The sequence below is a fragment of the Kocuria turfanensis genome, from assembly GCF_001580365.1.
Taxonomy (GTDB): Bacteria; Actinomycetota; Actinomycetes; order Actinomycetales; family Micrococcaceae; genus Kocuria; species Kocuria turfanensis.
The window spans coordinates 2,031,663-2,058,244 of the sequence record NZ_CP014480.1 but is presented as its reverse complement, the minus strand read 5'-3'; the positions used below and the strand labels follow the sequence as shown (position 1 = coordinate 2,058,244).

Here is a 26,582-nt window from a genome sequence, read left to right as displayed (position 1 = left end):
GGTTGGCGTCCGGCCATCCGTCCTGGTGTGGACTTTCCCATCGTTCAAACGCGGAGGAAGACGAGCCCCCAAGCATATACCCCCAGGGGTACTTGCAGGATACCCCAGGGGGTATTACGCTGGTGGGCAGACGGCCGGAGGGAACTCCGCCGAACCCTTGTTCCACCGACTCCCCGAAGGAGAGACCCATGCTCATCGAGCGCATCTACGACGAGGACCTCGCCCAGGCCAGCTACTTCATCGGGTGCCAGCGCACCGGCCAGGCGCTGGTGGTCGACGCCCGCCGCGACATCGACGTCTACCGGGACATGGCCACCAAGAACGGCATGGAGATCACGGCGGTCACCGAGACCCACATCCACGCCGACTACCTCTCCGGCACCCGCGAGCTGGCCGCGGCCACCGGGGCGACGATGCACGTCTCCGGCGAGGGCGGGGAGGACTGGCAGTACGAGTTCGAGGCCGCCCGCCTGCACGACGGCGACGAGATCCGCATCGGCAACATCGTGGTGGCCGCGGTGCACACCCCGGGTCACACCCCCGAGCACCTGTCCTTCCTGGTCACCGACGGCGCCTTCGCCGACGCCCCGGGCTACCTGCTCACCGGCGACTTCGTGTTCTCCGGCGACCTGGGCCGCCCGGACCTGCTGGACGAGGCCGCCGGCGGCGTGGACACCCGCTTCCTCGGCGCGAAGCAGATGTTCACCAGCCTCAAGGAGAAGTTCCTGACCCTCCCCGACCACGTCCAGGTCTTCCCCGGCCACGGCGCGGGCTCGGCCTGCGGCAAGGCCCTGGGCGCGATCCCCTCCACCACGGTGGGCTACGAGCGCCTCTACGCCTGGTGGGGCCCCTACCTGGCGGCCGACGACGAGGCCGGCTTCGTCGCCGAGCTGCTCGACGGCCAGCCCGACGCCCCGTTCTACTTCGGCCGGATGAAGAACCAGAACCGCCGGGGCCCGGCCGTCATGGGCGAGCGGACCCCGCTGCCCGAGCTCGACCCGCAGCAGGTCGCGCAGCGCCTGGCGGCCGGCGAGGTGACCTTCGTGGACACCCGTTCCGCGGACGAGGTGCACACCGGGACCGTGGCCGGGGCGCTGAACATCCCGGCGGGGAAGTCGATCGCGACCTTCGGCGCCTGGGCCGTGAACCCCGAGGCCGACGACCGGCCGCTGGTGCTGCTGGCGCCCGACCAGGAGGCCGCCCAGGAGTTCTGGGACCACCTGGTGCGCGTGGGCATCGACGCCGTGGCCGGCTACGTCACCGGGATCGAGGGCCTGCCGCAGTCCACCCCGCGGTTGGTCGCCCCCGAGGAGGTCGAGGCCTTCGACAAGGCCCTGCTGCTGGACGTGCGCGCCGTGAGCGAGCACACCGCCGGCCACGTCCCCGGCGCCACCCAGCTGCACGGCGGCCGGGTCCTGTGGAACCTGGACCGGCTCCCGGAGCAGGGCACGATCGTGACCTACTGCCAGAGCGGGCTGCGCAGCTCGGTCGTGGCCTCGACCCTGCGCCACGCCGGCTACGACGTGGTGGAGCTCGAGGGCTCCTACGCCGCCTGGTCCGCCGCCCAGGACACCGCGGTCGCCGCCCGCTGACCCGGGGCATCCAGCACTGAACGGCCGGAGGGGCCACTCGCATGATGCGGGTGGCCCCTTCGGTCGTGTCCGGCGCCTCGAGGTGGCGGGTGGTCAGGTGCTGACCGAACGGTGCCGGGCCGTGGAGGTAGCCTCAAGCCCGGGCGGCCGTGACAAGCGGTTCTATCGGTTCTTTCACCGCGGACCGCTGATGAGCAGTCAAACTGAGCGCATCGTGTCGGCCGATGCTGCTGCGGTGGACAGCAGTTCCGGTGCACGCCGCAGCATGAGGAGGCATCCGTGACACTTTCGGCGGGCAGCCGGATCGGGCTGGCCGGAGCGGCGGTGGTCGGGGTCGCCTTCGGCATGGCCCGCTACGCCTACGGTCTGACACTGCCCGACATCCGGGAGGACCTGGGGCTCTCCGAGCTGGTGCTCGGGCTGGTCTCCAGCGCCACGTTCGCGGGCTATCTGGCCGGCCTGCTGCTGGCGGGCCGACTGGCAACCCGCCACGGTTCGCGCGCTCCGACAACCGTGGGTGGGGCCTGCGGTGCTGCGGGGGCGGTGATCGTGACCTCCGCGCAGGCCCCCTGGTTGCTGGCCGTCGGTGTCGTCCTGGCCGGCAGCGCCGGTGGCTGGGTCTGGGCGCCGTACTCCGACATCGTGACCCGTTCGGTGCCCTTGCGGCAGCAACCCCGAGCGTTGGCGATCATCACAACCGGCACCAGCGGCGGGCTCCTGTTGCTGGGCGGGCTGGCCGTGATGACCGCATTGGGATCCTGGCGGCTGGTCTGGGCCGGCATCGCTGTGGCCGCGGTGGTCGCGGCGATCGTGAACCTGCGCCTGGTGCCGCGCACCAGACCGGCCCCACGCCCGGAGGGACAGCTCGGCGCCTCCTCGCTGGCGGCGGCGCTGCGGGTCCCGGGTGCCTACTCCGTGGTCTACTTCGCGGTGGTCGTCATCTACTTCACCTACGCCGCCGACGTCGTGGACAGCGGCACCCTGCCGGCGGCGGCCGTTCCGGCGCTGTATGCGGCCATCGGCCTCACCGGCATGGTGGGTGTGGCGACCGGGGCCCTCGCGCAACGAGTGGGCAGCCTGCGGGTCGCCGCGCTGAGTCTGGTGACGGTGGCCGCGGCGTTGGCGCTGCTTGGGTTGGCCAGCGACTCGTTGACCGCGACGATGGCCTCGGCGTGCATCTTCGGTGTCGGGTACATGACGGGGTCGGCGGTGCTCGCCGTCTGGACCGCTGAGCTGGTGCCCGAGCGGGCAGGCGCGGCGTTCACGGCCTGCCTGGTCGTGGGGGCACTGAGCTCGGTCGCAGCGCCGGCCATCGCCGGTGCGGTCATTCCGGGCCTGGGGCTGGGGGTGCTGCTCGTGATCACCGCCGCGGTGTCCCTGTCCAGCGGGGTGGCCCTGTTGCTGTACGGGTCCACGCCAGCGGCGGCCGTGGGTGGAACCGGGCCGTGACCATCAGAGCCCTCCTCGACGTCGACGCGCAGGCGCTGCGTTGTGCTCAGCCGGACCTCGGTGGTGGGGTCAGGGGTGCAGGTAGGACCATCCTTCGGTCTGTCGGGTGACGAGGTGAGCGACACCGGAGGCCACGACCACCGCCTGGGGGTGGATGTCCGTGGGGGTCAGGCGGCGGGCGGTCATGGTGTTCTGGCACACGCACAGGGCCACCCCTGCCGCCAGCAGACCGGTGAGCTGGGCAGTGAATTCCTCGGTGGCCGGGTCGGTGGCCACGGCGATGCCGGGACCGTGGGCGACGAGCTCCACCTGGGTCTCGGGCCCGAGGGCAGCGAGAAGGTTGGCGGTGTTCTGCAGCGCGGTCTGGATTTTCTCCGGGGCGGCGTCGTTGAGGTGGATCACGGCACGGTGCAATGCGGGGGCCTTTCGCAGCATGGGCATGGTGTTGCGGCCACTGGCGGGGCCTCAGGCGCCGGTGTGGTCGCGCCCGCGCATCCGCACGGCGACCACGCCCCCGGAAGCGGCTGTCAGGGCGGCGACGACGGCCACGGCCGCGGGGATGCCGAAGGCGTCGGCGACCACCCCGGAGACCACCGCGCCGACAGCGAAGCCGCCGTCGCGCCACAGCCGGTAGATGCCCACCGACCGGGCCCGCCAGGTGGGATGGGCGACATCGCCGATGGCGGCCAGCAGGGTGGGGTAGACCATCGCGGTCCCGGCCCCGAGCAGCACCACCGCCACCAGCCACATCTCGAATGTGGAACCGGCCGCGATCAGGCCTAGGGCCGCGGCCTGGGTAAGCATCCCGGCCACGATGAAGCCCTTGCGCCCCCACCGATCCGACAACGCACCGGTGGCCAGCTGCAAGGCGCCCCACACGGCCGGGTAGGCCGCAGCAAGGATCCCGATCTGGCCCAGGGAGAGCCCGGCGGCGGCGAACAGGACCGGGAACAGCCCCCAGGCCAGCCCGTCGTTGAGGTTGTTGACCATCCCGGCCTGACTGACGGCCGACAGTGACCGGTCGCGGAAGCTGGTCAGGGCGAAGACCTGCCGGTTGCTCAGGGACCCGTGGGCGTGAGTGTGGGTGGTGACGTGGCCGGTGGCCTCCAGGTGGGCGTGATCGCGGGTCTCGCGCACGGCGAGGACCGACAGCCCCAGCCCGAGGGCGATGTAGGCGGCACCGAGCAGGAACGGGGCCGGGCGCAGCCCGTAGTGGGCGGCCAGGTATCCGGTGGCCATGGCCGTGGCGGCGACCCCGAGGTAGCCGGCGGCCTCATTGAGGCCCATCGCCGCCCCGCGCCGGTGCGGGCCGACCAGGTCCATCTTCATCACCACGGTCGTGGACCAGGTCAGGCCCTGGCTGATGCCCAGGACGAGGTTGGCGGCCACGATCCACCCCCAGGAGGGCCCGTAGATCAGCAGCAGCGGCACCGGTAGGGCGATCAGCCATCCGGCCACCAGCACGGGTTTGCGCCCGTAGCGGTCGGCGAGGGTGCCGGCGAGGTAGTTGGTGGCGGCCTTGGCCACCCCGAAGGCCAGGATGTAGGTCAGCGAGCTGGTGTAGAGATCGAGCCCGAACTCCTCGGTGGCCAGCAGTGGCAGCACGGTCCGTTCTTGGCCCAGGGTTCCCCCGACCAGGGCGTTGACGACCACCAGCAGGGTGAACTGGGCCAGGTTCTGCCGCAGCCCCAGCACGGTGGCCCGGGCCGGGCGGTCGAGGGCCGGGCGGGTCATGGCCGGGGCCCGGTGGTGGCGGGGGCGGCCCGGCGTGTCGCGGCGGTGGCCGCCCAGGCCAGGGCGAAGAAGGCGATCAGAGCCAGCCCCAGGAAGTTCAGGTCCACGGCCCCGATTCCGGCCAGGACTCCGCCGGTGGGCTGGGTCAGCTCGGCGACCACGGAGAGCAAACCCGTCCCGCCGATGAGGAAGGCGATGAACACGGACACGCCGGTGACGACGATGTTGTAGTCGAGGCTGCGCCGGGCGTTACCGGTGGCCCGGCTGTAGATCCGGGCCATCATCACCCCGTCGGCGCTGTCGAAGGCGGTCATGCCCGCGGTGAACAGCACCGGCAGCACCATCGCGGCGTACCAGGGCAGGGACGGGGCCAGGGTCCCGGCGAGGACGAACAGGCTGATGGAGGCCGCGGTGTCCAGGCCCAGCCCGAACAGGAAGCCGACCGGGTACATCTTCACCGGCCGATCCACCGTGCGGGTGAGTGGGTGCAGCACCCGGTGCAGCACTCCGCGCCGGTTCAGGTGCGTGTGGAATGCGTGCTCGTCGACCGGGCCCTCGCCGATGGTCCGGCGCAGCCGGTGCAGGGACCGCAGGGCCGGGAGGTTCAGTGCCCCGGCGGTGAGCAGGAACAGCCCCGAGACGGTCCCACCCCAGATCCCGGCGGCCTGGCGCAGCGTGGAGTCCTCATCGGCCAGGCCCGCGGTGAAACTGTCCACGCCCAGGGCCAGCAGGGCCACGGAGGCCACCACCACCGAGGAGTGTCCCAGGGCGAACCAGAACCCGGTGGTCACGGTGGTGCGCCCGCGGGTGAGGAACTGGCGGGTGGCGTTGTCGATGGCCGCGATGTGGTCGGCGTCAAAGGCGTGGCGTACCCCCAGGGCGTAGGCGCCCACGGCCAACCCGAGCAACACCCCGGAGTTCGCCCCGGCAGCGGCCTGGGCCGGCAGCAACCAGGCGAACAAGGCACCCCACCCGGCCACGTGCAGACCGACGACGGTGGCCCCCATGCCGGTGAGGCTGCGGACCTGCTCCCGGGCGCGGGGTTCTACGGTGCGGGTTTCCATGCGGGGGCCTTTCCTGGGTACCGGGTGCGCGAACAGAAGGATCGAACAAGCCACGGGGGCGGGCAGGGGATTCCTGCCCGCCCCGAGGCCTGTCACGGGTGCACGATGATGGTCGGGGCGCTCAGCCGTCCATGGGCAGGCCGGCGTCGGCGGCCTCGGCGAACATCGCGTCGATGTGCACCGGGTCCTTGCCGGCGCGCTCCAGCAGGGAGGCGGCCACCCCGGAGCGGTACCCGGAGCCGCAGTGCACCCACAGCTTCCCCGCGGGCACCTCGTCCATGCGGGGCAGCAGCTCGTGCAGCGGGATGTTGACCGCACCGTTGATGTGGGAGTCCTCGTACTCCTCGGCCCGGCGCACGTCCAGGATGGTCTCCTCGGTCGGACGGTCGGCGAGCACCTCGGCCCAGCCCACCCGGGGGTAGGAGGACACGGTCGCCCCGGGGGCGAGCTTCTCCGGGTCCTCGCCCAGGGCGGCGTCGGGGGAGTCGATGCCGATCCTCGACAGGTCCCGGATCGCGTTCTCGACGTCCGCACGCGACCCGACGAGGGTCAGCTGCCGGTCGTAGGGGAAGATCCAGCCCAGGAAGGTGGTGAAGCTGGAGCCGTCGCCGTACTCGAAGCTGATCGTGCCCTTGAGGTGCTCGGCGGAGTAGGCCACCCGGTGGCGCAGGTCCACCACCCACTCCCCGTCCTCCAGGCGGGAGCGGAGCTCGGCGGGGTCCAGGGAGTCGGGCACCTCGAGGTTGGGCTCGGTGGGGCCGGCGGCGTTGGCCGGGCCCATGTGCACGTAGTAGTTGGGGTAGGCCGTGAGGTTGGCGATCAGCTCGGAGACGAAGTGTTCCTCGTCCGGGTCGGTGTAGACGTGGTTGGTCTCGAACTGCTCACCCAGGGTGGACCCGTCCGCGCCGGTGGCGGGGCCGGAGGAGCAGAAGGAGCCGAAGCCGTGGGTGGGGTACAGGGCGGCCTTCTCCTCGGCCTCCTGCGCCAGGCGGCGGGCGGAGGCGTACTGGTCGTGGGTCAGGCCCTCGGTGTGCTCGGGGCCCAGCAGGTCGGTGCGGCCCACGGAGCCGTAGAGGACGCTGCCGCCGGAGAACACGGCCTGCTCGTCACCGTGCTCCACCACGAAGGAGAGGTGGTGGTGGGTGTGGCCGGGGGTGGCCACGGCCTTCACGGTGAGCTCCCCGACCCGCACGGTCTCGCCGTCGGCGATCGGGGTGCGCTCGAAGGAGACGTCGTCGGCGGCGTTCACCAGATAGGCGGCCCCGTACTTGCGGGCCAGGACGAGTCCGCCGGTGATGTAGTCGTTGTGGATGTGGGTCTCGGCCACATGGGTGAGGCTCATCCCGGTCTGGGCGAGCAGGGCCTCGACCCGGTCGATGTCGCGCTGGGCGTCGATGACCAGGGCGGTCTGCCCGTCGTGCACGAGGTAGCTGCGGTCCCCGAGCTGGGGGGTGTCGATGACGGTGACGTCCATGGTTCTCCTCCTGTAGCGGGTGGTGGAACGAGGGGACGGGGGTGACCCCGCCCCCAACATACCCCCAGGGGTATGTGGGTTCAAGGTGGGGTCAGGCCGGCTGCTCGGCCTGCTGTCGGGCGAGCTCGGCGTGGACCTCGGCCATGTCGAGACCCTTGACCGCGGTGATGACCTGCTCGAGCCCGGCGGCGGGCAGGGCGCCGGGCTGGGAGAACACGAGCACGCCCTCGCGGAAGGCCATCAGGGTGGGGATGGAGCTGATGCCGGCGGCGGCGGCGAGCCGCTGCTCGGCCTCGGTGTCGACCTTGGCGAAGACGACGTCCGGGTGCTTGGCGGAGGCGGCCTCGTAGGTCGGGGCGAACATGCGGCAGGGGCCGCACCAGGACGCCCAGAAGTCCACGAGGACGATGTCGTTGGACTCGATGGTGGGGGCGAAGTCGGCTTCGGTGGTGTCGATGGTGGCCATGGGGAGCTCCTGTCGGTGTGCGGGTGTGCGGGTGTGCGGGGAGGAGGGGCGCTCAGGCGGTGAGGGGCGTGCGCAGCGGGCACCTCGGGACCACGAACCAGCAGACGGCGGCGGCAGCGCCCGCGGCCGCGGCGGTGATCCCGACGGCGGTCCCGGCCGCGCCGGGCAGCTCCTGGACCAGGACGAAGACACCCATGACCAGGACGAAGATGCCGAAGCCCTTGCGCAGGGCGGCCTCGGGGATGCGCCCGGCCAGTCGCGCCCCGGCGAATGAGCCGGCGACTGCGGCGACGGTCACCGCGCCCACCAGGGCCCAGTCCAGGGAGACGGTGGTGAGGTAGCCGGCGAGGCCGGCGAAGGACTTCATGGCGATGACCACCAGGGAGGTGCCCACGGCCACGGGCATGGACAGCCCGCCCAGCAGGGCCAGGGCCGGGACGACGAGGAAGCCGCCGCCGGCGCCCACCAGGCCGGTGACGAGACCCACGACCAGGCCTTCGGCGACGACCTTGCCGACGGGCAGCTCGCCGTCGTGGGGTGCTGCGGTGCTGTTCCTGCGGCCGCGGATCATGGCCAGGGAGGTGGCGACCATCATCAGTGCGAAGGCGACCATCAGCACGGTGCCGGGGATGTAGCCGCCGGCCAGCCCGCCCAGGAAGGCCCCGGCCATGCCGGCCGCGCCGAAGACGAGGCCGGTGCGCCACTTCACGCGCCCGTTGCGGGCGTGGTTGACGGCGCTGACGGCGGAGGTCACCCCGACGACGAACAGGGAGGCCGCGATGGCCTCCTTGGGGTCCAGCCCGGCGACGTAGGTGAGGATCGGGACGGTGAGGATGGACCCGCCGCCGCCGAGCAGGCCGAGCGAGAGCCCGATCAGCACCGACAGCAGGAGGGTCAGTACGAGGGTGACGGTCATGAGGAAGTGTCCTTGTCCTGGCGAAACCGGGGGGGTCAGACGGTGGGCAGGCCGGCGCGCTGCCAGGCGATCATGCCCCCGGCCATGGTGTCGGCGGTGTAGCCGACGTTGTTGAGTGCGTCGGCCACCCGGGCGCTGCGGTTGCCGCTGCGGCAGACCACGATCACCGGGCGGGCCTTCTCGAGCTCGGCCAGGCGGGCGTTCAATTGGCCCATGGGGATGTGGACGGCGCCGGGGATCATGCCCTCGGCGACCTCGAAGTCCTCCCGGACGTCGAGGACCTGGTCCTGGGCACGGCGGGCCTCGGCGTCGGTGATGGTGATCTCTGACATGACTGCTCCTGGGAATGGCTCGATGGTGGACGACGATGGGGTGCCCGGGGCGGACCGAGGGGCCGACGCGGTCCTCGGTCCGCCCCGGGCAGGCCTGGTGGGGCTCAGGCGCCGGCGGCCGGGATCTGCTGGATGGCCGTGGTGGCCGTGGGCTCCTGCGCGGTCTTGTTCCAGGGCATGGCCGCCAGGGCCTTGCCCATCGCACAGGTATTGGAGGCGGCCGAGAAGGCCAGCCCGGTGCCGACGATCCCGGCCAGAGCGCGCACCTTGGGGGACACGAACCGGCCGCCCACCAGCCCGGTGAGCACCAGGGAGCCGGCGGCCATGCGCACCTGGCGCTCCAGGTCCCAGCGCTGAGCCCCGCGCACGACGTCGCCGCCGGCGTTGGCGAAGCCGGGGGCGCCGCCGGTGAGCACGTAGGCGGTGTCGACCCCGGCGGTGGACAGCTTCTGGCGGGCCTGCTCGGCACGGACCCCCGACTGGCAGACCAGCACGACCCGCTCACCCAGGCGTGCGGCCAGATCGGCGGTGTGCTCGGAGAGCAGGGGCAGGGGCACGTTGTAGGACCCGCGGATGTGCAGGGACTCGAACTCCGCTGCGGAGCGAACGTCGATGATCACCAGGTCCTCGTGCTGGGCCATCCACTGGCGCAGGGTCTCAGGCTCGAGGGTGGTCACGGTGGTGTTAGCGGAAGTCATGGGGATCCTCTCGGGAAAGCTCACGGGAACGGGGGTGTGCACCCAGTATTACCGATACCCCCCAGGGTATGCAAGACACCCCCGGGGGTATAGAATTGGGGCAAGCCCCAAACCTCGTCAGGAGACCCCGATGCAGCTGGACACCACCGAACTGACCCCCGTGATCAACCGCCTCAAGCGCGCCCAAGGCCAGCTCGGTGCGGTGGTGCGCATGCTCGAGGAGGGCCGGGACTGCAAGGACGTCGTCACCCAGCTCTCGGCGGTGTCCAAGGCCCTGGATCGGGCCGGCTTCGCGGTCATCGCCTCCGGGCTGGAGCAGTGCCTGACCAACCCGGAGGAGACCCTGGACAAGAAGGACCTGGAGAAGCTGTTCCTCTCTCTGGCCTGAGCCCGGAGAGTCTGACAGCCCGACGGTCGGGAGCCGGCGACTCCTGGTTGCCCACTGGATGACCACGCATCACAGGAGCAGCACATGACCTGCACCCACACCGTCACCGTCGCCCTGCCCTACGACCAGACCGTGGAACGCACCCGCGCCGCCCTGGCCGAGCAGGGCTTCGGCATCCTCACCTAGATCGACGTCAAGGCCACCTTCACCACCAAGCTCGGCGAAGAGGCCGGCCACGCCGTCGGCGACTACGTGATCCTGGGCGCCTGCAACCTGCACCTGGCCAGCAAGGCCCTGCCCGGCGAACCGCAGCTCGGCGCCCTGCTGCCCTGCAACGTCGTGGTCCGCCGCGGCGATGACGACCACACCACCGTGGAGGCCATCGACCCGCAGACCATGGTCCAGCTCAGCGGCAGCCCTCAGGTGCGTGAGGTCGCCGACGACGCCGACACGCGACTGCGCGCAGCCCTCACCATTCTCGGCGAAGCCAGCTCGGCCGGCTGAACACTCTCCCATCGCGGCCACCGAGCAAGGTGACCGGCTGCAGGGGCGCCCCGCCAATGGCGGGGCGCCCCTGTGGCTGACGAACCGCTGTCACCCGAGCACCCCAGGGGTTCCCGTGTGGGGCGCCCGGAGCTCCAAGGTCGGCGGTGCAATCTCAGGGCCACGTGAAAGGTGCTTGAGCGACGGGGCAAAAGTCAGGAAACGCGCCCGGCTTCGCATGCGACCCGGCTAACAGGCGTTGCCCGCAGGGGCCACGCCGCAGGTCGGGCATAGCGGGGGGCCCCATCGGTGATCGCACGTAAGCGCTGGACGCTTCTCTTGACGGCGCCCGCAGTGTAAAGGAAACTCGACTTGTAAAGTTAGCTGTACATGCTGAGGGAGAGGCGACATGACGACCACACAAGCGCGCACGAAATGGGGGCGTACGAAGTTCGGAACCGGTCGCACCCCGGCGATGGCCATCGCCGTTCCCGCCGGCGTGATCCTCGCAGGGGCGGGCGGGTGGTTGTCCGTCCTGGTCGGTGTCACCGCAGCGAATCCCGCACTGGGGTTCTGGGTGTTCAGCGCCTGTCTCACGATGCCGGCCATCGCCCTGGTGTACGTCCTGGTCGTGGACCGTGACACGCTCGAGGGAGCAGTCGAACGTCCCGACGACTCCATCGAATCCCGGTGGTACGACAGGGCCGCCTCAGGCTCCTTCATGGACCTGGTTGCGGGGCTTGGCATCACGTTGATCGTCTTGACGTTCGTTCCCGGTGGGGTCTCCGTCGATCTGGACCTCGTCCTCGCGGCGGTCCTCGCGGCGTGCTTCGCCTCGTTCGGGATCCGGTACCTGGTGCTGCGGCGGAAGGGCTGAGGTGCGGAACCTGGTCCACGACTCACGTCAACGCCTCGGGTGGTCGCAACAACGGCTCGCCGACGAGCTGGGTGTCTCACGTCAGACCGTCATCTCCATCGAACGCGGACGCTTCGACCCCTCGCTGCCGCTGGCCTTCCGGCTCGCCGCAGTGTTCGACAGCACCATCGAGGAACTCTTCTTCCCCGATGACCAGCCATAGCCTCCACGTCGTGGTGCTCGGCCAGCGAAGAACATCAGTCCGCTGAGCGGCCCCTGCGGCGCAGGCGGGGCGGCGGCTGCGTCCGCTCAGCCGGTGGGAGCAGAGCGCAGTGTGGTCCTTCGCATGTTCGCGATCACACACCTTTGCTTCCTTTTGTGAACGCTCAGGCTTTGAGGGGTGTTGCCGGGGCGGGCGGGATGGGGAACTCTGCTGGTGAGAGGGGCATTCCCATGACCCCTCGAGCTCTGGGACAGGCCGGCGCTGTTATGGATCCGGGGGGATCCACCACTGCAGGTGGATGTCCGGTCTGAGGCGGAGAACGGAAGGGGCGGGATCGGCTGGGGGGCCGACCCGCCCCTTTCTCCTGGTCACTGAGGAGCCTTTGCTGGCCGGCTCTGACAGTGTCGATCGCCCTGACGATGAGTGAGAGCAGGGCGGATCATCTTCCTGTGCTGTGCTGTGCTGTGCTGTGCTGTGCTGTGCTGTGCTGTGCCCGGGGCGGGGTCCGGTGATGTGTCCGGTGCGAAAGGCCCCGTGTCATTTCTCGGCGCCCTCCTGGGGGTGGACCTGGTACTCCTGCAGGTCCAGCAGCTTGCGTTCCCCCAGCCCGTTCTCGCGGATCCAGATAACACCCAAAGCGACCGAGACGGTCTCCACCGTCCCCGTCCAGTGAACCACTCCGCGGAACCGGGCCTGCACCACCTGACCCGGGCGCAAATGCTGGGCCGCTGGGTCGCTGTCGCTCCGGGCCGCTGGGTCGCTGTCGCTCCGGGCCGCTGGGCCGCTGTCGCTCCGGGCTGCGTCGTCGGTGCGGCTGCCGGTCGTTGCGGACCTCCGGGGTGTCACACGGTCTGCGCGTTCATGCCGGTTCATGATTCATCCTTGCCACAGGGGCGGACCGGCCGGGGACTGTGACCGAAAGTGGCGCTGACCTGCGCAATCCCGGCCATTGCCGATGGCTCCTTGGGCGGGGACCCCTCCGAGGCCACCCCGGATGCACGGCCGGGCCAGACGGGCAGTGCCCTGGGGGTGCTGCTGGGCGCCGGGAGGTCTCTGCAGGGATGACCATGGAATTGCGTGTGCCCCGCCCCAGGGAGGGCGGGGCACACGGTCACAGGTAACGCATCCTGTGCGGGGCACCCGGACCGGCGGGAGAACCGTGGGGCTCCGGGTGTCGCTTCAGCCGAGGAACTGAAGTGCGTCCGAGGCTAGCAATCCACAATGGTAATTGTCAGCACGCTTAGCGATGGTGATGCATTGTGACCGGCTGACCCCACGGTGACTCCTGGTGCTGAGGGGACTCCTCTGGCGCACCGGGCCCTGGACACAGCGGCGATGAGCTGCTCCAGCCGGCACCAGACCTGCCCGGGGGCCCGTTCCTGTTCGCCGGCTTCGTGACGCACCACCGGCCACGGCCCGTCGGTCTACTCGTCGGCTAGGGACCGATCCTCCTACGACAGCACCGTTTCTGCCACCAGAAATGAGAATTTCGCAGCGAGATGGTGTCATCGAACGCGACCACCGCAGCGTCATCCCATGTTGACCGATGAACCGCATACGACCGGCGCTTCGAATATGGCCGGTTAGGGTCTGGCCGCTGGGCCAGGTCGTCGGGACGGTCTCCACCCTGGGCCGGTGAGATCCAGGCCTCGTGGGGGGCAGAACAGGTGGGGCAGGCCACCATTGTCGGCGGGGACCACTCCGGTTCGTGCCCGGGTGAGCGCGCCAGGCGCTCACCCGGTCCAGTCGTTGGTGAGTTCGTAGCAGGCGTGCTGGAGCATGAGGCGGTCGAGACTCGACAGGTGCAGCGCCTGATGCAGGTAGGCCTCGATCTCGAATTCATCGGTGTCGCCACCCAGGCTGAAGTAGTGCCACCACAGCTGGGACACCGAGAGGCCGGCCTGGTCCATCGTGTGGTACAGCCGGCGGGCTTGCTGGGCTTCCAGGACGTCGAGCACGGGGTGCTCCTTGGGCGTTAAGACCGGGCAGTCGCCCGAGGATAGGCAAAAGGGTGGCTGGCTGATCAACCACCTCCGTGGCACCCAACGGTAGTGCCGGCAGGGTGCTGATGCACACTCCACCTTCGTTTTCCGGACCACCCCATCCGGCGCCGCACCCGGTGAGCGCACCGCCGGGCCGGGCCATGCCTGGCAGTCCGGGAACCGCGGTAAGAGGACGCCCTCGTGATGGTGGCTCAGCCGCTGAGCTGCAGGTTCGGGCCCAGCCCGGCCCCGACCGATGCGGCGGCGAGGGGACGAGACGGCACGGCGCCATCGTCCAGCTGTTGCGGGGGACCGCCCCGCTCACCGGCCCCGGCCACGGGTGGCGGAACTCCGGTGCATGCCGGTTGTGTCTGCCGGGGCCGGGGCGGGTTCAGCGCAGCAAACGGGAGGTGAACTCGATCTGCAGTTCGTGTGCCCGGTCCAGGGTGACCGGGTGTCCGCCCGCAGGGTCGGTGAGGTACTCCAGTTCCAGTTGCCGGCAGATACGGCTGTGCAGGATCTGCAGGTGCTCCAGGGACAGGTCCAGCAGCTCCTCGGGGAACGGGTCGTCCGGGCTCAGACGGGTGGCTCGCTCGAGGGGGCTCGTCCCCGCCCCGGCCACGGGTGCCGGGCCGGTTCCGGCGGGCCCGCTCAACCGGTCACCGCCGGCGCCGTGGAAGAGCCAGCATGGTGGGCGGATCCGGTACGGCGGTGCCGCCGGTGGCCCAAGATCCCGGCAGGCGGGGTCCAGGCAAACAACGTGGGAAAGCGCGAGGGCATAGGGAAGGATCTTTCGCTGAGCATGACCAGGGGGCCGGTCAGCTACTTGACCAGGCAGAAGCATAGCCGCAGGCCCCGGGGGCACCAACCCCTGCGCACCGGCGCTGCGCCCGGCCGAAGCGCAGCGCAGGCGAGGGCCCGGTCAATCGGGGCGCTGGTGCGCCCACGGGGCCTCGGAGGCGTTGAAGTGGGTGGTGGGGGGTTGGCCGGTGCTGGCGGCCACCAGCTCCACCGCCAGGTCCCGGACCTTCATCTTGCGCCGGGCCGCGGTCGCGGCCAACAGCTCGAACGCCTCGGACTGGGTGCAGTGCTGCTGGGCGATGAGGATGCCCACCGCCACGTCGATGGCGGTGCGCGAGCCCATCGCCGCGGTCAGATCGGACTCGGTGTCCTGGTGTTTGGCCAGGCGCAGGGCCAGGCGCAGGGCGGTGGAGGCGGCCACGACCTCCTGGGTGATCGCCGCGATCGCGTCCTCATCGAAAGCATCGACGGTGCCGGCATAGACGTTCAGCGCCGCCTTGTCCGGGCCGGGCAGATCGAACGGGGCCGCCACGGCCGAATGCACCCCGTGGGCGAGGGCGGCCTGCCCGTAGTCCGGCCAGGGGCCCCGCGCCAAATCCGGGACGTGGACGAGCAGCTGCTGGCGGGCCGCGGTCAGACATGGCCCGTCCCCGTAGTCGTACTGGATCTCATCCAGGACCTCGGCCCGGGCGTTGGAGCTGGCCACCGTGCCCACCCGACCGTCACGCAACACGGTCACCGCGCACCACACCGAGGTGCCCTGCGAGCTCAGGTGCGCGGCCATCACCTGAGTGAACTCCTCCAAGAACTCCCGCAGGTCCGCACTCTCAGCCAGCACCTCGTGCAGACGCAGCCGGGTGGAGACCGACGGGAAGGACGGAATCGGGCGGTGGGCCACCGAGGACGGATCGGTCACGCAGGACACCTTTCGACAGACGCCGGTATCGACGCCGTGGAGGCACAACGGAAGAAGATCAGCGTAGACCAGGTGAAAGCCACCCGACCCAAGCAAGCCGGCAAAAAGCGCGCCACCACCTGGCTTGCTCCGATCGCGGTGCGGTGCACGGGCACTGTCACCACCGCAGCGGGCGGACCGGTGCCGCGGTGGCTGCCGCCGGCCGATTCGTCTCAATGCAAGCCGAGCATGTCCTGGGCCCGGGTTGGACAGCGCTTCTGGTGATCGGGGCGGTGATGCCATCCATTGGGTACGCGTCGACGGTCGAGCGCCGCTGGCACCTATCAGCCCGCCAGATGGCAGCGCAGCAACAAGCACGCTGACACGACCTGCAGTCGCTGAGCGCGCGTCCAGATCAGCTACCCCAGATGCACCCAAACGCACGACAGGTACAAACAGTCGTCACATCCCTCACTGCAAAACACGACCGCAAAGGGCTTTACATATGGCCCGGTTAGCGGCCGGTCCTCCATGTCGGCCGTTGGGCGTCTGGCATCCATGTGCTCCACGGATTTCCGTCTCAACGGTGGAGCGTGCCTTCAGAAAAGGTCTTCGTCAGTGCTTTTCTGGGGTGGCTGGGGGTGGGTGCTGGAAGATGCGGTTCTCGTCGGTGGAGAACATTCTCCGTTCGCCGGTTCCCAGTTCTCGGGCCCACACCACGTGGAGGAGTGGCATGGTCTCCTCGACGAGTCCGCGGTAGTAGAGGTCACCGACAAGGTGGACGTCGATGCGATCACCTGCCTGCAGCACGGTGCAGTCCTCCACGAGGACTGGGACTGGGCCGGGGACGGGGTCGGGGCTGGTTATGGTAGCGGTGCCTTTCGTCGGCGCCTATGGGCTGGGGTGCGGCCTCGGGGTGGTCAGCCGGGACGCGGTGAGCACATGCCGGGTGGTCGTCCCGATCTGGTGCGCTCAGTGGTGCGGTGTCGACGCGGGGTGTTCTCGGCCTGGAACGCGTATGGGTCCCCCACGGCGGAGGCCGGTCGCGGCCGGCTGGAGCCGGAGGTTTTGGAGGTGTCCGTCAGCAGTCGGGCAGGGTGGGTCTGGGATGGCTCGTTCGGGCGGTCCCGTGCTGGTGGCACCGTTCGGTGGGCGGCGGTCAAGAGTCCTGGGTGGTGCGGGAGTCTGGGGGCCGCTCTTTAGCGGTGATCGCTGAGTTCGAAGAACCAGATGATGTGGTGGCGCAGGGCTTCGGCGGCGTCTGCGCCTCGGCGCTGCTGGAAGGCCTCCAGGATGTTCTTGTGCTGTTCCTGGAGGGTGTGGCGTACCTGCGGCCAGTCCGCCAGGCCGGCGACGGTCTCCTGGACGTAGCCGATGGTGGCCTGGCGCAGCGAGGCCATGATGGTCTCGACCACCACGTTGCCGGCCAGGGAGGCGAGCAGGATGTGGAACTGCGCGTCGTGGGCGTGGAAGCGCTCGTCCGGCAGGTCCGGGTCGTCCATGGCGGCCACCAGTTCGGTGGCCTGGTCAAGTATCGCGGTGCGCTCGGGGGTGTCCGGGGCGGTGGCGGCTTCGTGGGCGGACTGGGTTTCGAGCAGCAGCCGGGTCTGCACCAGATCGCCGATGCGCAGGGACCGGTTGGCCACGTGCATCCGCAGCGCCCAGCCGAGGGCGGCCGAGGGGTCCGAGATGACGATCGCCCCGGCGTTGGGCCCGGACCCGGTGGAGGAGCGGACCAGGCCCATGGCGTCGAGGACCCGGAATGCTTCGCGGACCGAGGCGCGGGAGATCCCGAACTCTTCGGCCAGGTGGCGCTCTGCGGGCAGTCTGTCGCCCACCGAGATCTCGCCCGAGCGCAGTCGTTCTTCGAGCCAGTCGAGGACGAGGGTGTAGGTGCGTGTGGGCGCGGGCACGAGGGGCTCCTGGAGGGTAGATGGGGAACCAAACCATTCTAGAGAGACCCCGGGGGCTGCACCCGACCGGATCAGTCGGGTGCAGCCCCCGGGGTGCAGCAGGCGTGGGGCCGGTCATGAGCCCGGCCCCATGTGCCGGGCTCAAACCCGGAGTTCGTTCTTGGTGGGGGCGTCCTGGCGCCACAGTCGGGCGGCGATAAGGGCCAGTCCGGCGATGAGGGCCACCAGCATGATGGTGCCCAGGTTCAGGCCCACCCCGTGGATGAACAGGTAGGCGATCGCGCCGCCGGCGAGGCAGTAGTAGGTGGTGACGATGATGGTCTTGCGCAGCAGATCACCTTCACGCCCGAGCAGGCCCACGGTGGCCGAGGCGGCCACGATGTTGTGGATCGCGATCGGGTTGCCACCGGCCCCGCCCACGGCCTGGGCGGCCACGACGAGTTCGGGGCGGTCCAGACCGATCGCGGCGCCGGTGGAGAACTGGAACTGGGAGAACGTCAGGTTGGACACGGTGTTGGACCCGGCCACGAAGGCACCCAGCGCGCCGATCCAGGGGGCGATCACGGGCCAGGAGCTGCCCGAGATCGCGGCGGCGCCCTCGGCGAGGGTGACCGGCATGCTGGAGAGCCCGGACTCGTTGAGGGCCGGGCCGGACTGGATGAGGACCCGGACCAGGGGCACGGCGAAGAGCAGGGCGGCGGCGGTGCCGGCGAGCTGGCCGGCGGAGATCTTGAGGGTCTGGGCGATCTCGCGGGAGTTCATCCGGTGCAGCAGGTAGGCGAAGGCCGAGGCGAGGATCAGCACGAACCCGGGAAGGTAGAAGGGCTGGACGGTGGTGGTGATCTCGGTGCCCAGGATGTTCTCGAAGGGGATCGCCAGACCGGTCAGCCATTCCTTCAGCGGGGCGATGACACGGGTGGCCACCAGCAGCCCCGCCATCAGGGCGTAGGGGGCCCAGGCGCGGACCGTGCTCATGTGCGTGGAGACGTCGGTGGCCTCGGCCGGTTCGATGGTGCCCATCCAGCGGGTGGGCCAGTCGGCGCGGGGGCCGAACTGGAAGGTGTCCTTGGGCATGAGGAAGCCGCGGCTGGAGGTGTACATCACCAGCACCATGCCGAGGAGCCCGCCGAACATGGAGGGGAACTCGGGGCCGAGGAAGCGGGCGACCAGCACGTAGGGGACGGTCATGGCCAGGGAGGCGTACACGGCGAAGGGCCACACGGCCAGCCCGTCGCGGAAGCGCCGCTCGGGGCCGAAGAACCCGGTGAGTAGGGTCACGAGGATCAGCGGGATGAGGATGCCCACGATGGCGTGGATGGCCGCGGTGTAGAAGCCGATCGAGTTGATGAACTCGGGCATGGTCACACCCAGGACCTCGACGCGCTGAGCGACCGCGGGGTCCCCGCCCAGGCCGTTGGCGACCCCGACGAGGATGGGGGTGCCGACCGCCCCGAAGCTGACCGGGGTGGACTGGACGATGAGGCCGATCATGACGGCGGCCATCGCGGGGAAGCCCATGGCCAGCAGCAGCGGGGCCACCACCGCGGCGGTGGTGCCGAAGCCCGAGACGCCCTCGATGAACGAGCCGAAGAGCCAGCCGATGATGATGGCCTGGATCCGCCGGTCGGCGGAGATGTTGTTGAATCCGGCGCGGATGGTGGCCATGGCCCCGCCCACGGTGAGGGTGGAGAGCAGCAGCAGGGCGCCGAAGACGATGTAGAGCATGGTGATGGCCACGATGAGGCCTTCGACGGTGGCGGCCAGCACCCCGGTGAAGCTCATCTGCCACACCACCAGAGCCACGATGACGGCGGCGAAGTAGCCCACCGGCATCGCGAACTTCGCCGGCCAGCGGAACCCGGCCAACAGCACACCCACCAACAGCAGGGGCAGCAGAGCCAACAGGCTCAGAACAGCGAGATTGTCCATGGACAGATCCTTTCTGGGCCCTGCCCCGCAGGATCACGGGTGACGGGGCGGGCCGGGTGCGTGGTACGGGCTGGGTCAAAGTTTCCGGGACGCGACGCGCAGCTCGTGCCGGCCCCAGTGGCCTCGATGCGCCTTTCGATGAGTTCCGGAAAAGCAGCACAGACCTTGGTGTCTGTCGGGTGGCCGGTCGGGTTCCCCGCACCCCAGTGCGAGAAGAACCAGACATGCCATCACCGTATGGTCAGACCACAATGGTCTGACCACGAAGAGTACATGACCCAGGTCACACCACCAACCCTTCGGCGCAATGTTTTCGCCGCCTGCCGCCCTGGTTGTGTGGTGCGGCTCATAGTCCTACTATGGTCAGACCACAGGTGGTGCGGTGTTCTCGCATCGACCCTTTTTCTTCTTCTTTCGTCCTTGTTCTCCTGTCCCCCGGAGGTCCCATGAGAATCGCCCTGTTCGCCACGTGCATCGTGGACGCGATGTATCCGCGGGTCGCGCTGGCCACCGTGCGGGTGCTCGAGCGGCTCGGCCACGAGGTGGTGTTCCCGCCCGGCCAGGGCTGCTGCTCCCAGATGCACGTCAACAGCGGCTACTTCGACGACGCCCTGCCCGTGGTCCGCAACCACGTCAAGGCCTTCACCGCCGCGGACTACGACGTGGCCGTGGCGCCGTCGGGCTCCTGCGTCGCCTCCCTGGGCCACCAGCAGCCGATGATCGCCCGCGCCGGCGGGGACGAGGAGCTGGCGGTGGCCGCCGCGGCCGTCGCCGGGAACACCTACGAGCTCTCCCAGCTGCTGGTCGACGTGCTCGGCGTGCGCGACGCGGCCGCGCAGCTCGGCTCCTGGTTCCCGCACCGGGTGACCTACCACCCGTCCTGCCACGGGATGCGGCTGCTGCGCCTGGGCGACCGGCAGAAGGACCTGGTCGCCTCGGTCGGCGGTCTCGACCTCGTCGAGCTGCCCGACGCCGAGGAGTGCTGCGGCTTCGGCGGGACCTTCTCCTTCAAGAACCCGGACGTCTCCGCCGCGATGGCCGAGGAGAAGATCGACAACATCGTCTCCACCGGGGCGGAGCTGTGCACCGGGGGGGACGCCTCCTGCCTGATGCACCTGGGCGGGGCCATGGCCCGCCGGGACTCGGGGCCGGGCACCGTCCACTTCGCCGAGATCCTCGCGTCCACCCGCGAGAACCCGCTGGAGGTCTCCGGACCGGTCGAGCTGTCGATCCCGAAGAGCAGGGGGCGGGGTGGGTGCACGTCGGCGCGTTCCTCGGCCGCGGGTCCTGCGAGTCCGGCTTCCTCGTCCGTTTCGTCCCACACCACCGGAGGCGCCCGATGACCCGTCGTATTGCACTGGGGATGCCTGCTGTGCGTCCCGTCCACGGGCAGGGGAATCTGCACGCGTCCACCGCGTTCCCCGCCGCGGCGAAGGCCGAGATGGGCAACACGCAGATGCGCGCCAACATCCGCCACGCCACCCACACGATCCGCGGCAAGCGCGCCGCGGTGGCCGGGGAGCTCCCCGACTGGGAGGAGCTGCGCTCGGCCGGCTCCGCGCTCAAGGAGCAGGTCATGGCGGACCTGCCGCACCTGCTCGAGGAGTTCGAGGCCAACTTCACGGCCCGCGGCGGCACCGTGCACTGGGCGCGGGACGCGGAGGAGGCCAACCGGATCGTCACCGAGCTCGTGCAGGCCACCGGGTCCACCGACGTCATCAAGATCAAGTCCATGGCCACCCAGGAGATCGGCCTCGAGGCCCACCTCGAGGAGCACGGGATCACCGCCACAGAGACCGACCTCGCCGAACTGATCGTCCAGCTCGCCCACGACAAGCCCTCGCACATCCTGGTCCCGGCCATCCACCGCAATCGTGATGAGGTGCGGGAGATCTTCCGGAAGGGGATGCCGGAGACGGATGATTCCTTGACCAGTGAGCCGCGCGACCTCGCCGAGGCCGCCCGCACCCACCTGCGGGAGAAGTTCCTCGCCACCTCCGTGGCGGTGTCCGGGGCGAACTTCGGCGTGGCCTCCACCGGGACGCTGACCGTGGTGGAGTCCGAGGGCAACGGCCGCATGTGCCTGACCCTGCCCGAGACCCTGATCACCGTGATGGGCATCGAGAAGATCGTGCCCACCTTCCAGGACCTCGAGGTGTTCCTGCAGCTGCTCCCGCGCTCCTCCACCGGGGAGCGGATGAACCCCTACACCTCGATGTGGACCGGCGTCACCCCCGGCGACGGGCCGCAGGACGTGCACGTGGTGCTCCTGGACAACGGCCGCACCGCGGTGCTCGACGACCCCGCCGGGCGCTCGGCGCTGCACTGCATCCGCTGCTCGGCCTGCCTCAACGTCTGCCCCGTCTACGAGCAGGCCGGCGGTCACGCCTACGGCTCCACCTATCCGGGGCCCATCGGGGCGATCCTCTCCCCGCAGCTGACCGGCATCACCTCCGAGGAGAACGCCTCCCTGCCCTACGCCTCCTCGCTGTGCGGGGCCTGCTACGACGTGTGCCCGGTGAAGATCAACATCCCCGAGATCCTCGTGCACCTGCGCGACGAGGACGTGCGCAGCAAGCCCACCCCCCGGGTGCCCTCCCAGATGGATTTGATGATGAAGGGCGCTTCGGTGGTGATGTCCTCGGGCACCCGGATGGGGTTGGCCGAGAAGGGTCTGCCGTTGGGGAGGGCGGTGGCGGGCAAGGATCGGGCGATCTCCTGGTTGCCCGGGATCGCCGGGGGCTGGACCGATGAGCGCGACATCCCCGCCCCGCCGAAGGAGTCTTTCCGCCATTGGTGGGCCAAGCACGCCGAGGAGACCCAGGAACGGGTGGCCGCCGACGGCGGCCCGGCCACCGGCCCGGATGCGGGCAGTACCGCACCGGATGGGGCCGAGACCGACACCGAAGACGACGGGGGAGCACGATGAGCGAGGCAAAGACCGAGATCCTCAACCGGATCCGTGGGGCGCTGCACGACGCGCCTACCCCTGCACCGGCGCAGCGCACCTATCGCCGCGTCTCGGAGCGTGCGGCTGAGGAGGTCGTCGAGATGCTCGTGGACCGGCTGGTCGACTACAAGGCCGCGGTGCACCACGAGACCCCCGCGTCCCTGCCGGGGCGGATCGCCCAGCTGCTGGGGGTCTCCGCCCGGTATGTAGTCCCGACCGGTCTGGACACCGCCTGGTTGCCGGAGGACACCGCCGCCCGCCGGGTGCTGGTGGATCCCAATGACGCCCGCGACGCCTCGGCCCTGGGGGTGCGGGAGCTCAACGCCGTGGACGCGGTGGTGACGTCCTCGACCGTCTCCTGCGCGGAGACCGGCACGATCTTCCTCACCGGCCGTCCCGAGGAGGGCCGCCGGGCGATCAGCCTGGTCCCCGACCACCACATCTGCGTGGTGCCGGTTGAGACGGTGGTGGAGCTGATCCCCGAGGCCCTGGCCCTGGTGGAGCCCACGGCCCCGGTCACCATGATCTCCGGGCCCTCGGCGACCTCGGACATCGAGCTCGAACGCGTCGAAGGCGTGCACGGGCCCCGGACGCTCGACGTGATCCTGCTCGGCTGACAGGCCCGGACGGCGCGTGAACCGCAGCACGCGCAGACGCACCGTCGCGGATCCGCTCGGCACCCCGGCCCCATCGCGGCCCCGAGGGCCCGGGTCTGCCCTGCCCGGGCACGGCGGCCCCTGCCGTGCCCGGCCGTTTCTCCTTCGCAGTTGACCTTGTCAGAAATTCACAACACAGCACCCGGGCCTCCAATGGAGCGCCCAGGTGCGGAACGGGTGTCAATGTTCTCCAAGATCCTGGTCGCCAACCGCGGCGAGATCGCGATCCGCGCCTTCCGCGCCGCCTACGAGCTGGGTGCCAAGACGGTGGCGGTGTTCCCGTACGAGGACCGCAACTCGATCCACCGGCAGAAGGCCGATGAGGCCTACCAGATCGGAGAGGAAGGCCACCCGGTGCGGGCCTACCTCGACGTGGCGGAGATCATCCGGGTGGCCAAGGAGTCCGGGGCGGACGCGATCTACCCCGGCTACGGGTTCCTGTCGGAGAACCCGGACCTGGCCCGCGCCGCCGCGCGCGAGGGCATCACCTTCGTCGGCCCACGGGCCGAGATCCTGGAATTGGCCGGCAACAAGGTCGCGGCGCTCAAGGCGGCGAAGCGGGCCGGGATCCCCACCCTGGACTCCTCCGCCCCCTCCTCGGAGGTGGACTACCTGCTCGGGGAGGCCGAGCGGATCGGCTTCCCGATCTTCGTCAAGGCGGTCGCCGGCGGCGGGGGCCGCGGCATGCGCCGGGTGGAGACCCCTGAGGAGCTGCCCGAGGCGCTGGCCGCCGCGATGCGCGAGGCCGACACGGCGTTCGGGGACCCCACCGTCTTCCTGGAGCAGGCCGTGCTGCGCCCGCGCCACATCGAGGTGCAGATCCTCGCCGACGACGAGGGCGGGATCGTCCACCTCTTCGAGCGCGACTGCTCCCTGCAGCGCCGCCACCAGAAGGTCGTGGAGATCGCCCCGGCCCCGAACCTCGACGAGGGGATCCGGCAGGCCCTCCACACCGACGCCGTACGGTTCGCGAAGGAGCTGGGCTACGTCAACGCCGGAACCGTGGAGTTCCTCGTGGACACGGCCGGGGAGCGGGCGGGTCAGCACGTGTTCATCGAGATGAACCCGCGGATCCAGGTCGAGCACACCGTCACCGAGGAGATCACCGATGTGGATCTGGTCGCCTCGCAGCTGCGCATCGCCTCGGGGGAGACCCTGTCGGACCTGGGCATCGCCCAGGAGTCGCTGACGGTCCGGGGCGCGGCGCTGCAGTGCCGGATCACCACCGAGGACCCGGCCAACGGGTTCCGCCCCGACGTCGGGAAGATCTCCGCCTACCGCTCCGCCGGCGGCGCCGGAGTGCGCCTGGACAGCGGCACCGTCTACGCCGGGGCGGAGATCTCCCCCCACTTCGACTCCATGCTGGTCAAACTCATCTGCCGCGGCCGCGACTACGCCACCGCTGTGCACCGGTCCCAGCGTGCCCTGGCCGAGTTCCGCATCCGCGGGGTGGCCACCAACATCCAGTTCCTCCAGGCCGTGCTGGCCGACCCGCAGTTCCTCGCCGGAGAGGTCGCCACCGACTTCATCGAATCCCGCCCCGAACTACTGGAAGGCAAGATCTCCGGGGACCGGGCCACCAAGGCGCTGACCTGGCTGGCCGAGGTTACCGTCAATCAGCCCCACGGCCCCCGGGTGGAAGGTATCGACCCGCGCACCAAGCTCCCCCACTACCCGGGCGACAAGCAGGACGAGCCGCTGCGCTCCCCCTTCGACGGGCCCTCGGCGCACACCCCGCCGGACGGGTGGCGGCAGCGGCTCCAGGAGCTGGGCCCGGAGGGCTTCGCGAAGGCCCTGCGGGCCCAGCAGGCCGTGGCCGTGACCTCCACGACCTTCCGCGACGCCCATCAGTCGCTGCTGGCCACCCGGGTGCGCACCCGCGACCTGCTCGCAGCCGCCCCGGCCTACGCCCACACCCTCCCGCAGCTGCTCTCGGTCGAGGCCTGGGGCGGGGCGACCTACGACGTCGCGCTGCGCTTCCTGGGCGAGGACCCGTGGGAGCGGCTGCGGCTGCTGCGCGAGGCGATGCCGAACATCCCGATCCAGATGCTGCTGCGCGGGCGCAACACGGTCGGCTACACCCCGTACCCCACCGAGGTCACCGACGCGTTCGTGGCCGAGGCCGCGGCCACCGGCGTGGACATCTTCCGGATCTTCGACGCCCTCAACGACGTGGAGCAGATGGCCCCGGCCATCGAGGCCGTGCGCAAGACGGGCACCGCGGTCGCCGAGGTCGCCCTGTGCTACACCGGGGACCTCAACGACCCGGACGAGCAGCTCTACACCCTGGACTACTACCTCGACCTCGCCGACCGGTGCGTCGAGGCCGGGGCGCACGTGCTGGCGATCAAGGACATGGCCGGGCTGCTGCGCCCGGCCGCGGCCGCGAAGCTGGTGAGCGCGCTGCGGGAGCGCTTCGACCTGCCCGTGCACCTGCACACCCACGACACCGCCGGCGGGCAGCTGGCCACCCTCATGGCCGCGATCGACGCCGGGGTCGACGCCGTGGACGTCGCCGACGCCTCGATGGCCGGCACCACCTCGCAGGTCCCGGCCTCCGCCCTGGTCGCGGCGCTCGAGCACACCGAGCGGGACACCGGCATCCCGCTGGAGGCGATCTCCGCGATGGAGCCCTACTGGGAGGTCATCCGCCGGATGTACGCCCCCTTCGAGTCCGGGCTCACCGCCCCGACCGGGCGGGTCTACCGGCACGAGATCCCCGGCGGGCAGCTGTCGAACCTGCGCCAGCAGGCGATCGCGCTGGGGCTGGGGGAGCGCTTCGAGGCCATCGAGGACATGTACACCGCCGCCAACGCCATGCTCGGGCGGCTGGTAAAGGTCACCCCGTCCTCCAAGGTCGTCGGCGACCTCGCGCTGCAGCTGGTGGGCATGGGCGTGGACCCGGCCGAGTTCGAGGCGAACCCCCAGAAGTTCGACATCCCGGACTCGGTGATCAGCTTCCTCGCCGGGGAGCTCGGCACTCCCCCCGGCGGGTGGCCCGAACCGTTCCGCTCCAAGGCTCTGGAGGGCCGCACCGTGCGTGTCGGGGTCACCGAGCTCAGCGAGGAGGACTCGACCGCGTTGGCCGCCGACTCCGAGACCCGGCGGGCCACGCTGAACCGGCTGCTGTTCCCCGGCCCGACCCGGGACTACGAGGCGGTCCGGGCCAGGTACGGCGACGTCACCGTGCTGCACACCCGGGACTTCCTCTACGGTCTGACCTCCAACCGGGAGCACGTGATCTCCCTCGGCAAGGGGGTGCGGCTGCTGGTGACCCTGCAGGCCATCTCGGAGCCCGACGACAAGGGCATGCGCACCGTGATGGTCACCCTCAACGGCCAGCCCCGGATGATCGAGGTCCGCGACGCCTCGATCACCTCCTCGGTGCCCGAGACCGAGAAGGCCGACCCCGCCGACCCCGGCCACGTGGCCGCCCCGTTCGCGGGGGCGGTGACCGTGACGGTGGCCGAGGGCGACACCGTGGAGGCCGGCGGGCAGGTGGCCACCATCGAGGCCATGAAGATGGAGGCCTCCATCACCGCCCCCACCGGCGGAACGGTCGCCCGGGTCGCACTGACCGGGGTCACCCAGGTCACCGGCGGCGACCTCCTTCTGGTACTGCGCTCCACCAACTGAACCTTTCACCGCCCCCGAACCACCCCGTCCCCTGCCCTGAGCCCCTGCCCCGGCAGGAGCCGATCGGCCCCGACCGCTGATGTTCCTGCGGCCGGGCCGGCGGGCAGAACCGATCCTCAATCCACTGGCGCCCCGCCCGGGCGGC

23 protein-coding genes and 1 pseudogene are annotated in these 26,582 nt (G+C 70.4%); 10 read left to right on the top strand and 14 right to left on the bottom strand.

Annotated features, from left to right (window positions below; all coding sequences use genetic code 11):
* The first annotated feature begins 188 nt into the window (after positions 1 to 188).
* Positions 189 to 1,592 carry an MBL fold metallo-hydrolase gene (locus tag AYX06_RS09515; RefSeq protein WP_062735572.1) on the top strand — a complete coding sequence of 468 codons (1,404 nt, stop codon included), beginning with the start codon at positions 189 to 191 and terminating at the stop codon, positions 1,590 to 1,592.
* Between the two features lie 279 nt (positions 1,593 to 1,871).
* On the top strand, positions 1,872 to 3,041 hold the full coding sequence (locus tag AYX06_RS09510; RefSeq protein ID WP_062735571.1) for an MFS transporter: 1,170 nt from the start codon (positions 1,872 to 1,874) through the stop codon (positions 3,039 to 3,041).
* Between the two features lie 69 nt (positions 3,042 to 3,110).
* On the opposite strand, the gene AYX06_RS09505 is transcribed toward AYX06_RS09510, so the two are convergent.
* From AYX06_RS09505 to AYX06_RS09470, 8 genes are all read right to left on the bottom strand, one after another.
* Positions 3,111 to 3,443: a DsrE family protein gene (locus AYX06_RS09505; RefSeq protein ID WP_186815689.1), complete on the bottom strand. Its 333-nt coding sequence runs from the start codon at positions 3,441 to 3,443 to the stop codon at positions 3,111 to 3,113.
* A gap of 63 nt (positions 3,444 to 3,506) precedes the next feature.
* On the bottom strand, positions 3,507 to 4,775 hold the full coding sequence (locus AYX06_RS09500) for an MFS transporter (RefSeq protein ID WP_062735569.1): 1,269 nt from the start codon (positions 4,773 to 4,775) through the stop codon (positions 3,507 to 3,509).
* Positions 4,772 to 5,839, bottom strand: coding sequence for a HoxN/HupN/NixA family nickel/cobalt transporter (locus AYX06_RS09495; protein ID WP_062735568.1), 1,068 nt, complete (start codon positions 5,837 to 5,839; stop codon positions 4,772 to 4,774). Before AYX06_RS09495 ends, AYX06_RS09500 begins: the two co-directional genes overlap by 4 nt.
* Before the next feature lie 121 nt (positions 5,840 to 5,960).
* Entirely contained in the window at positions 5,961 to 7,313 is a 1,353-nt protein-coding gene (locus AYX06_RS09490) for an MBL fold metallo-hydrolase (RefSeq protein ID WP_062735567.1), read from the bottom strand.
* A 91-nt stretch (positions 7,314 to 7,404) separates the two neighbouring features.
* On the bottom strand, positions 7,405 to 7,779 hold the full coding sequence (gene trxA / locus AYX06_RS09485) for a thioredoxin (protein WP_062735566.1): 375 nt from the start codon (positions 7,777 to 7,779) through the stop codon (positions 7,405 to 7,407).
* Between the two features lie 52 nt (positions 7,780 to 7,831).
* Complete coding sequence (locus AYX06_RS09480) at positions 7,832 to 8,695, bottom strand: sulfite exporter TauE/SafE family protein (RefSeq protein ID WP_062735565.1); 864 nt, start codon at positions 8,693 to 8,695, stop codon at positions 7,832 to 7,834.
* 35 nt (positions 8,696 to 8,730) lie between these two features.
* Positions 8,731 to 9,027: a rhodanese-like domain-containing protein gene (locus tag AYX06_RS09475; RefSeq protein WP_062735564.1), complete on the bottom strand. Its 297-nt coding sequence runs from the start codon at positions 9,025 to 9,027 to the stop codon at positions 8,731 to 8,733.
* A gap of 104 nt (positions 9,028 to 9,131) precedes the next feature.
* Positions 9,132 to 9,725, bottom strand: coding sequence for a rhodanese-like domain-containing protein (locus AYX06_RS09470; RefSeq protein ID WP_062735563.1), 594 nt, complete (start codon positions 9,723 to 9,725; stop codon positions 9,132 to 9,134).
* Between the two features lie 130 nt (positions 9,726 to 9,855).
* Between AYX06_RS09470 and AYX06_RS09465 the strand changes: the two genes are divergently transcribed.
* From AYX06_RS09465 to AYX06_RS09450, 4 genes and pseudogenes are all read left to right on the top strand, one after another.
* A complete protein-coding gene (locus tag AYX06_RS09465) occupies positions 9,856 to 10,113 on the top strand; it encodes a metal-sensitive transcriptional regulator (RefSeq protein WP_062735562.1) in 258 nt (85 codons plus the stop codon).
* Positions 10,114 to 10,197: 84 nt separating this feature from the next.
* Positions 10,198 to 10,617: pseudogene (locus tag AYX06_RS09460) on the top strand (DUF302 domain-containing protein).
* 454 nt (positions 10,618 to 11,071) lie between these two features.
* Positions 11,072 to 11,473 carry a hypothetical protein gene (locus tag AYX06_RS09455; protein WP_232319276.1) on the top strand — a complete coding sequence of 134 codons (402 nt, stop codon included), beginning with the start codon at positions 11,072 to 11,074 and terminating at the stop codon, positions 11,471 to 11,473.
* 1 nt (position 11,474) lies between these two features.
* A complete protein-coding gene (locus AYX06_RS09450) occupies positions 11,475 to 11,675 on the top strand; it encodes a helix-turn-helix transcriptional regulator (RefSeq protein WP_062735560.1) in 201 nt (66 codons plus the stop codon).
* 1,733 nt (positions 11,676 to 13,408) lie between these two features.
* Here AYX06_RS09450 and AYX06_RS09440 read toward each other — a convergent pair.
* The 6 genes from AYX06_RS09440 to AYX06_RS09415 form a co-directional block, all read right to left on the bottom strand.
* Complete coding sequence (locus tag AYX06_RS09440) at positions 13,409 to 13,633, bottom strand: hypothetical protein (RefSeq protein WP_062735558.1); 225 nt, start codon at positions 13,631 to 13,633, stop codon at positions 13,409 to 13,411.
* 415 nt (positions 13,634 to 14,048) lie between these two features.
* Complete coding sequence (locus AYX06_RS09435; RefSeq protein WP_186815690.1) at positions 14,049 to 14,312, bottom strand: hypothetical protein; 264 nt, start codon at positions 14,310 to 14,312, stop codon at positions 14,049 to 14,051.
* A 267-nt stretch (positions 14,313 to 14,579) separates the two neighbouring features.
* Positions 14,580 to 15,374 (bottom strand): ANTAR domain-containing protein, encoded by a 795-nt coding sequence (locus AYX06_RS09430; protein WP_232319275.1) that lies wholly within the window; start codon positions 15,372 to 15,374, stop codon positions 14,580 to 14,582.
* Between the two features lie 594 nt (positions 15,375 to 15,968).
* A complete protein-coding gene (locus tag AYX06_RS09425) occupies positions 15,969 to 16,163 on the bottom strand; it encodes a hypothetical protein (protein ID WP_047804244.1) in 195 nt (64 codons plus the stop codon).
* A gap of 389 nt (positions 16,164 to 16,552) precedes the next feature.
* Positions 16,553 to 17,266 (bottom strand): FadR/GntR family transcriptional regulator, encoded by a 714-nt coding sequence (locus AYX06_RS09420; RefSeq protein ID WP_062735556.1) that lies wholly within the window; start codon positions 17,264 to 17,266, stop codon positions 16,553 to 16,555.
* A 141-nt stretch (positions 17,267 to 17,407) separates the two neighbouring features.
* Complete coding sequence (locus tag AYX06_RS09415; RefSeq protein WP_062735555.1) at positions 17,408 to 19,195, bottom strand: L-lactate permease; 1,788 nt, start codon at positions 19,193 to 19,195, stop codon at positions 17,408 to 17,410.
* Between the two features lie 446 nt (positions 19,196 to 19,641).
* Here AYX06_RS09415 and AYX06_RS09410 point away from each other — a divergent pair, with 446 nt between their 5' ends.
* From AYX06_RS09410 to AYX06_RS09395, 4 genes are all read left to right on the top strand, one after another.
* On the top strand, positions 19,642 to 20,538 hold the full coding sequence (locus AYX06_RS09410; RefSeq protein ID WP_062735554.1) for a (Fe-S)-binding protein: 897 nt from the start codon (positions 19,642 to 19,644) through the stop codon (positions 20,536 to 20,538).
* A 20-nt stretch (positions 20,539 to 20,558) separates the two neighbouring features.
* Positions 20,559 to 22,124: a lactate utilization protein B gene (locus AYX06_RS09405; protein WP_232319274.1), complete on the top strand. Its 1,566-nt coding sequence runs from the start codon at positions 20,559 to 20,561 to the stop codon at positions 22,122 to 22,124.
* Positions 22,121 to 22,762 (top strand): LutC/YkgG family protein, encoded by a 642-nt coding sequence (locus AYX06_RS09400; RefSeq protein ID WP_035925203.1) that lies wholly within the window; start codon positions 22,121 to 22,123, stop codon positions 22,760 to 22,762. Before AYX06_RS09405 ends, AYX06_RS09400 begins: the two co-directional genes overlap by 4 nt.
* A 222-nt stretch (positions 22,763 to 22,984) precedes the next feature.
* Complete coding sequence (locus tag AYX06_RS09395) at positions 22,985 to 26,437, top strand: pyruvate carboxylase (RefSeq protein WP_062735552.1); 3,453 nt, start codon at positions 22,985 to 22,987, stop codon at positions 26,435 to 26,437.
* Positions 26,438 to 26,582: the final 145 nt, after the last annotated feature.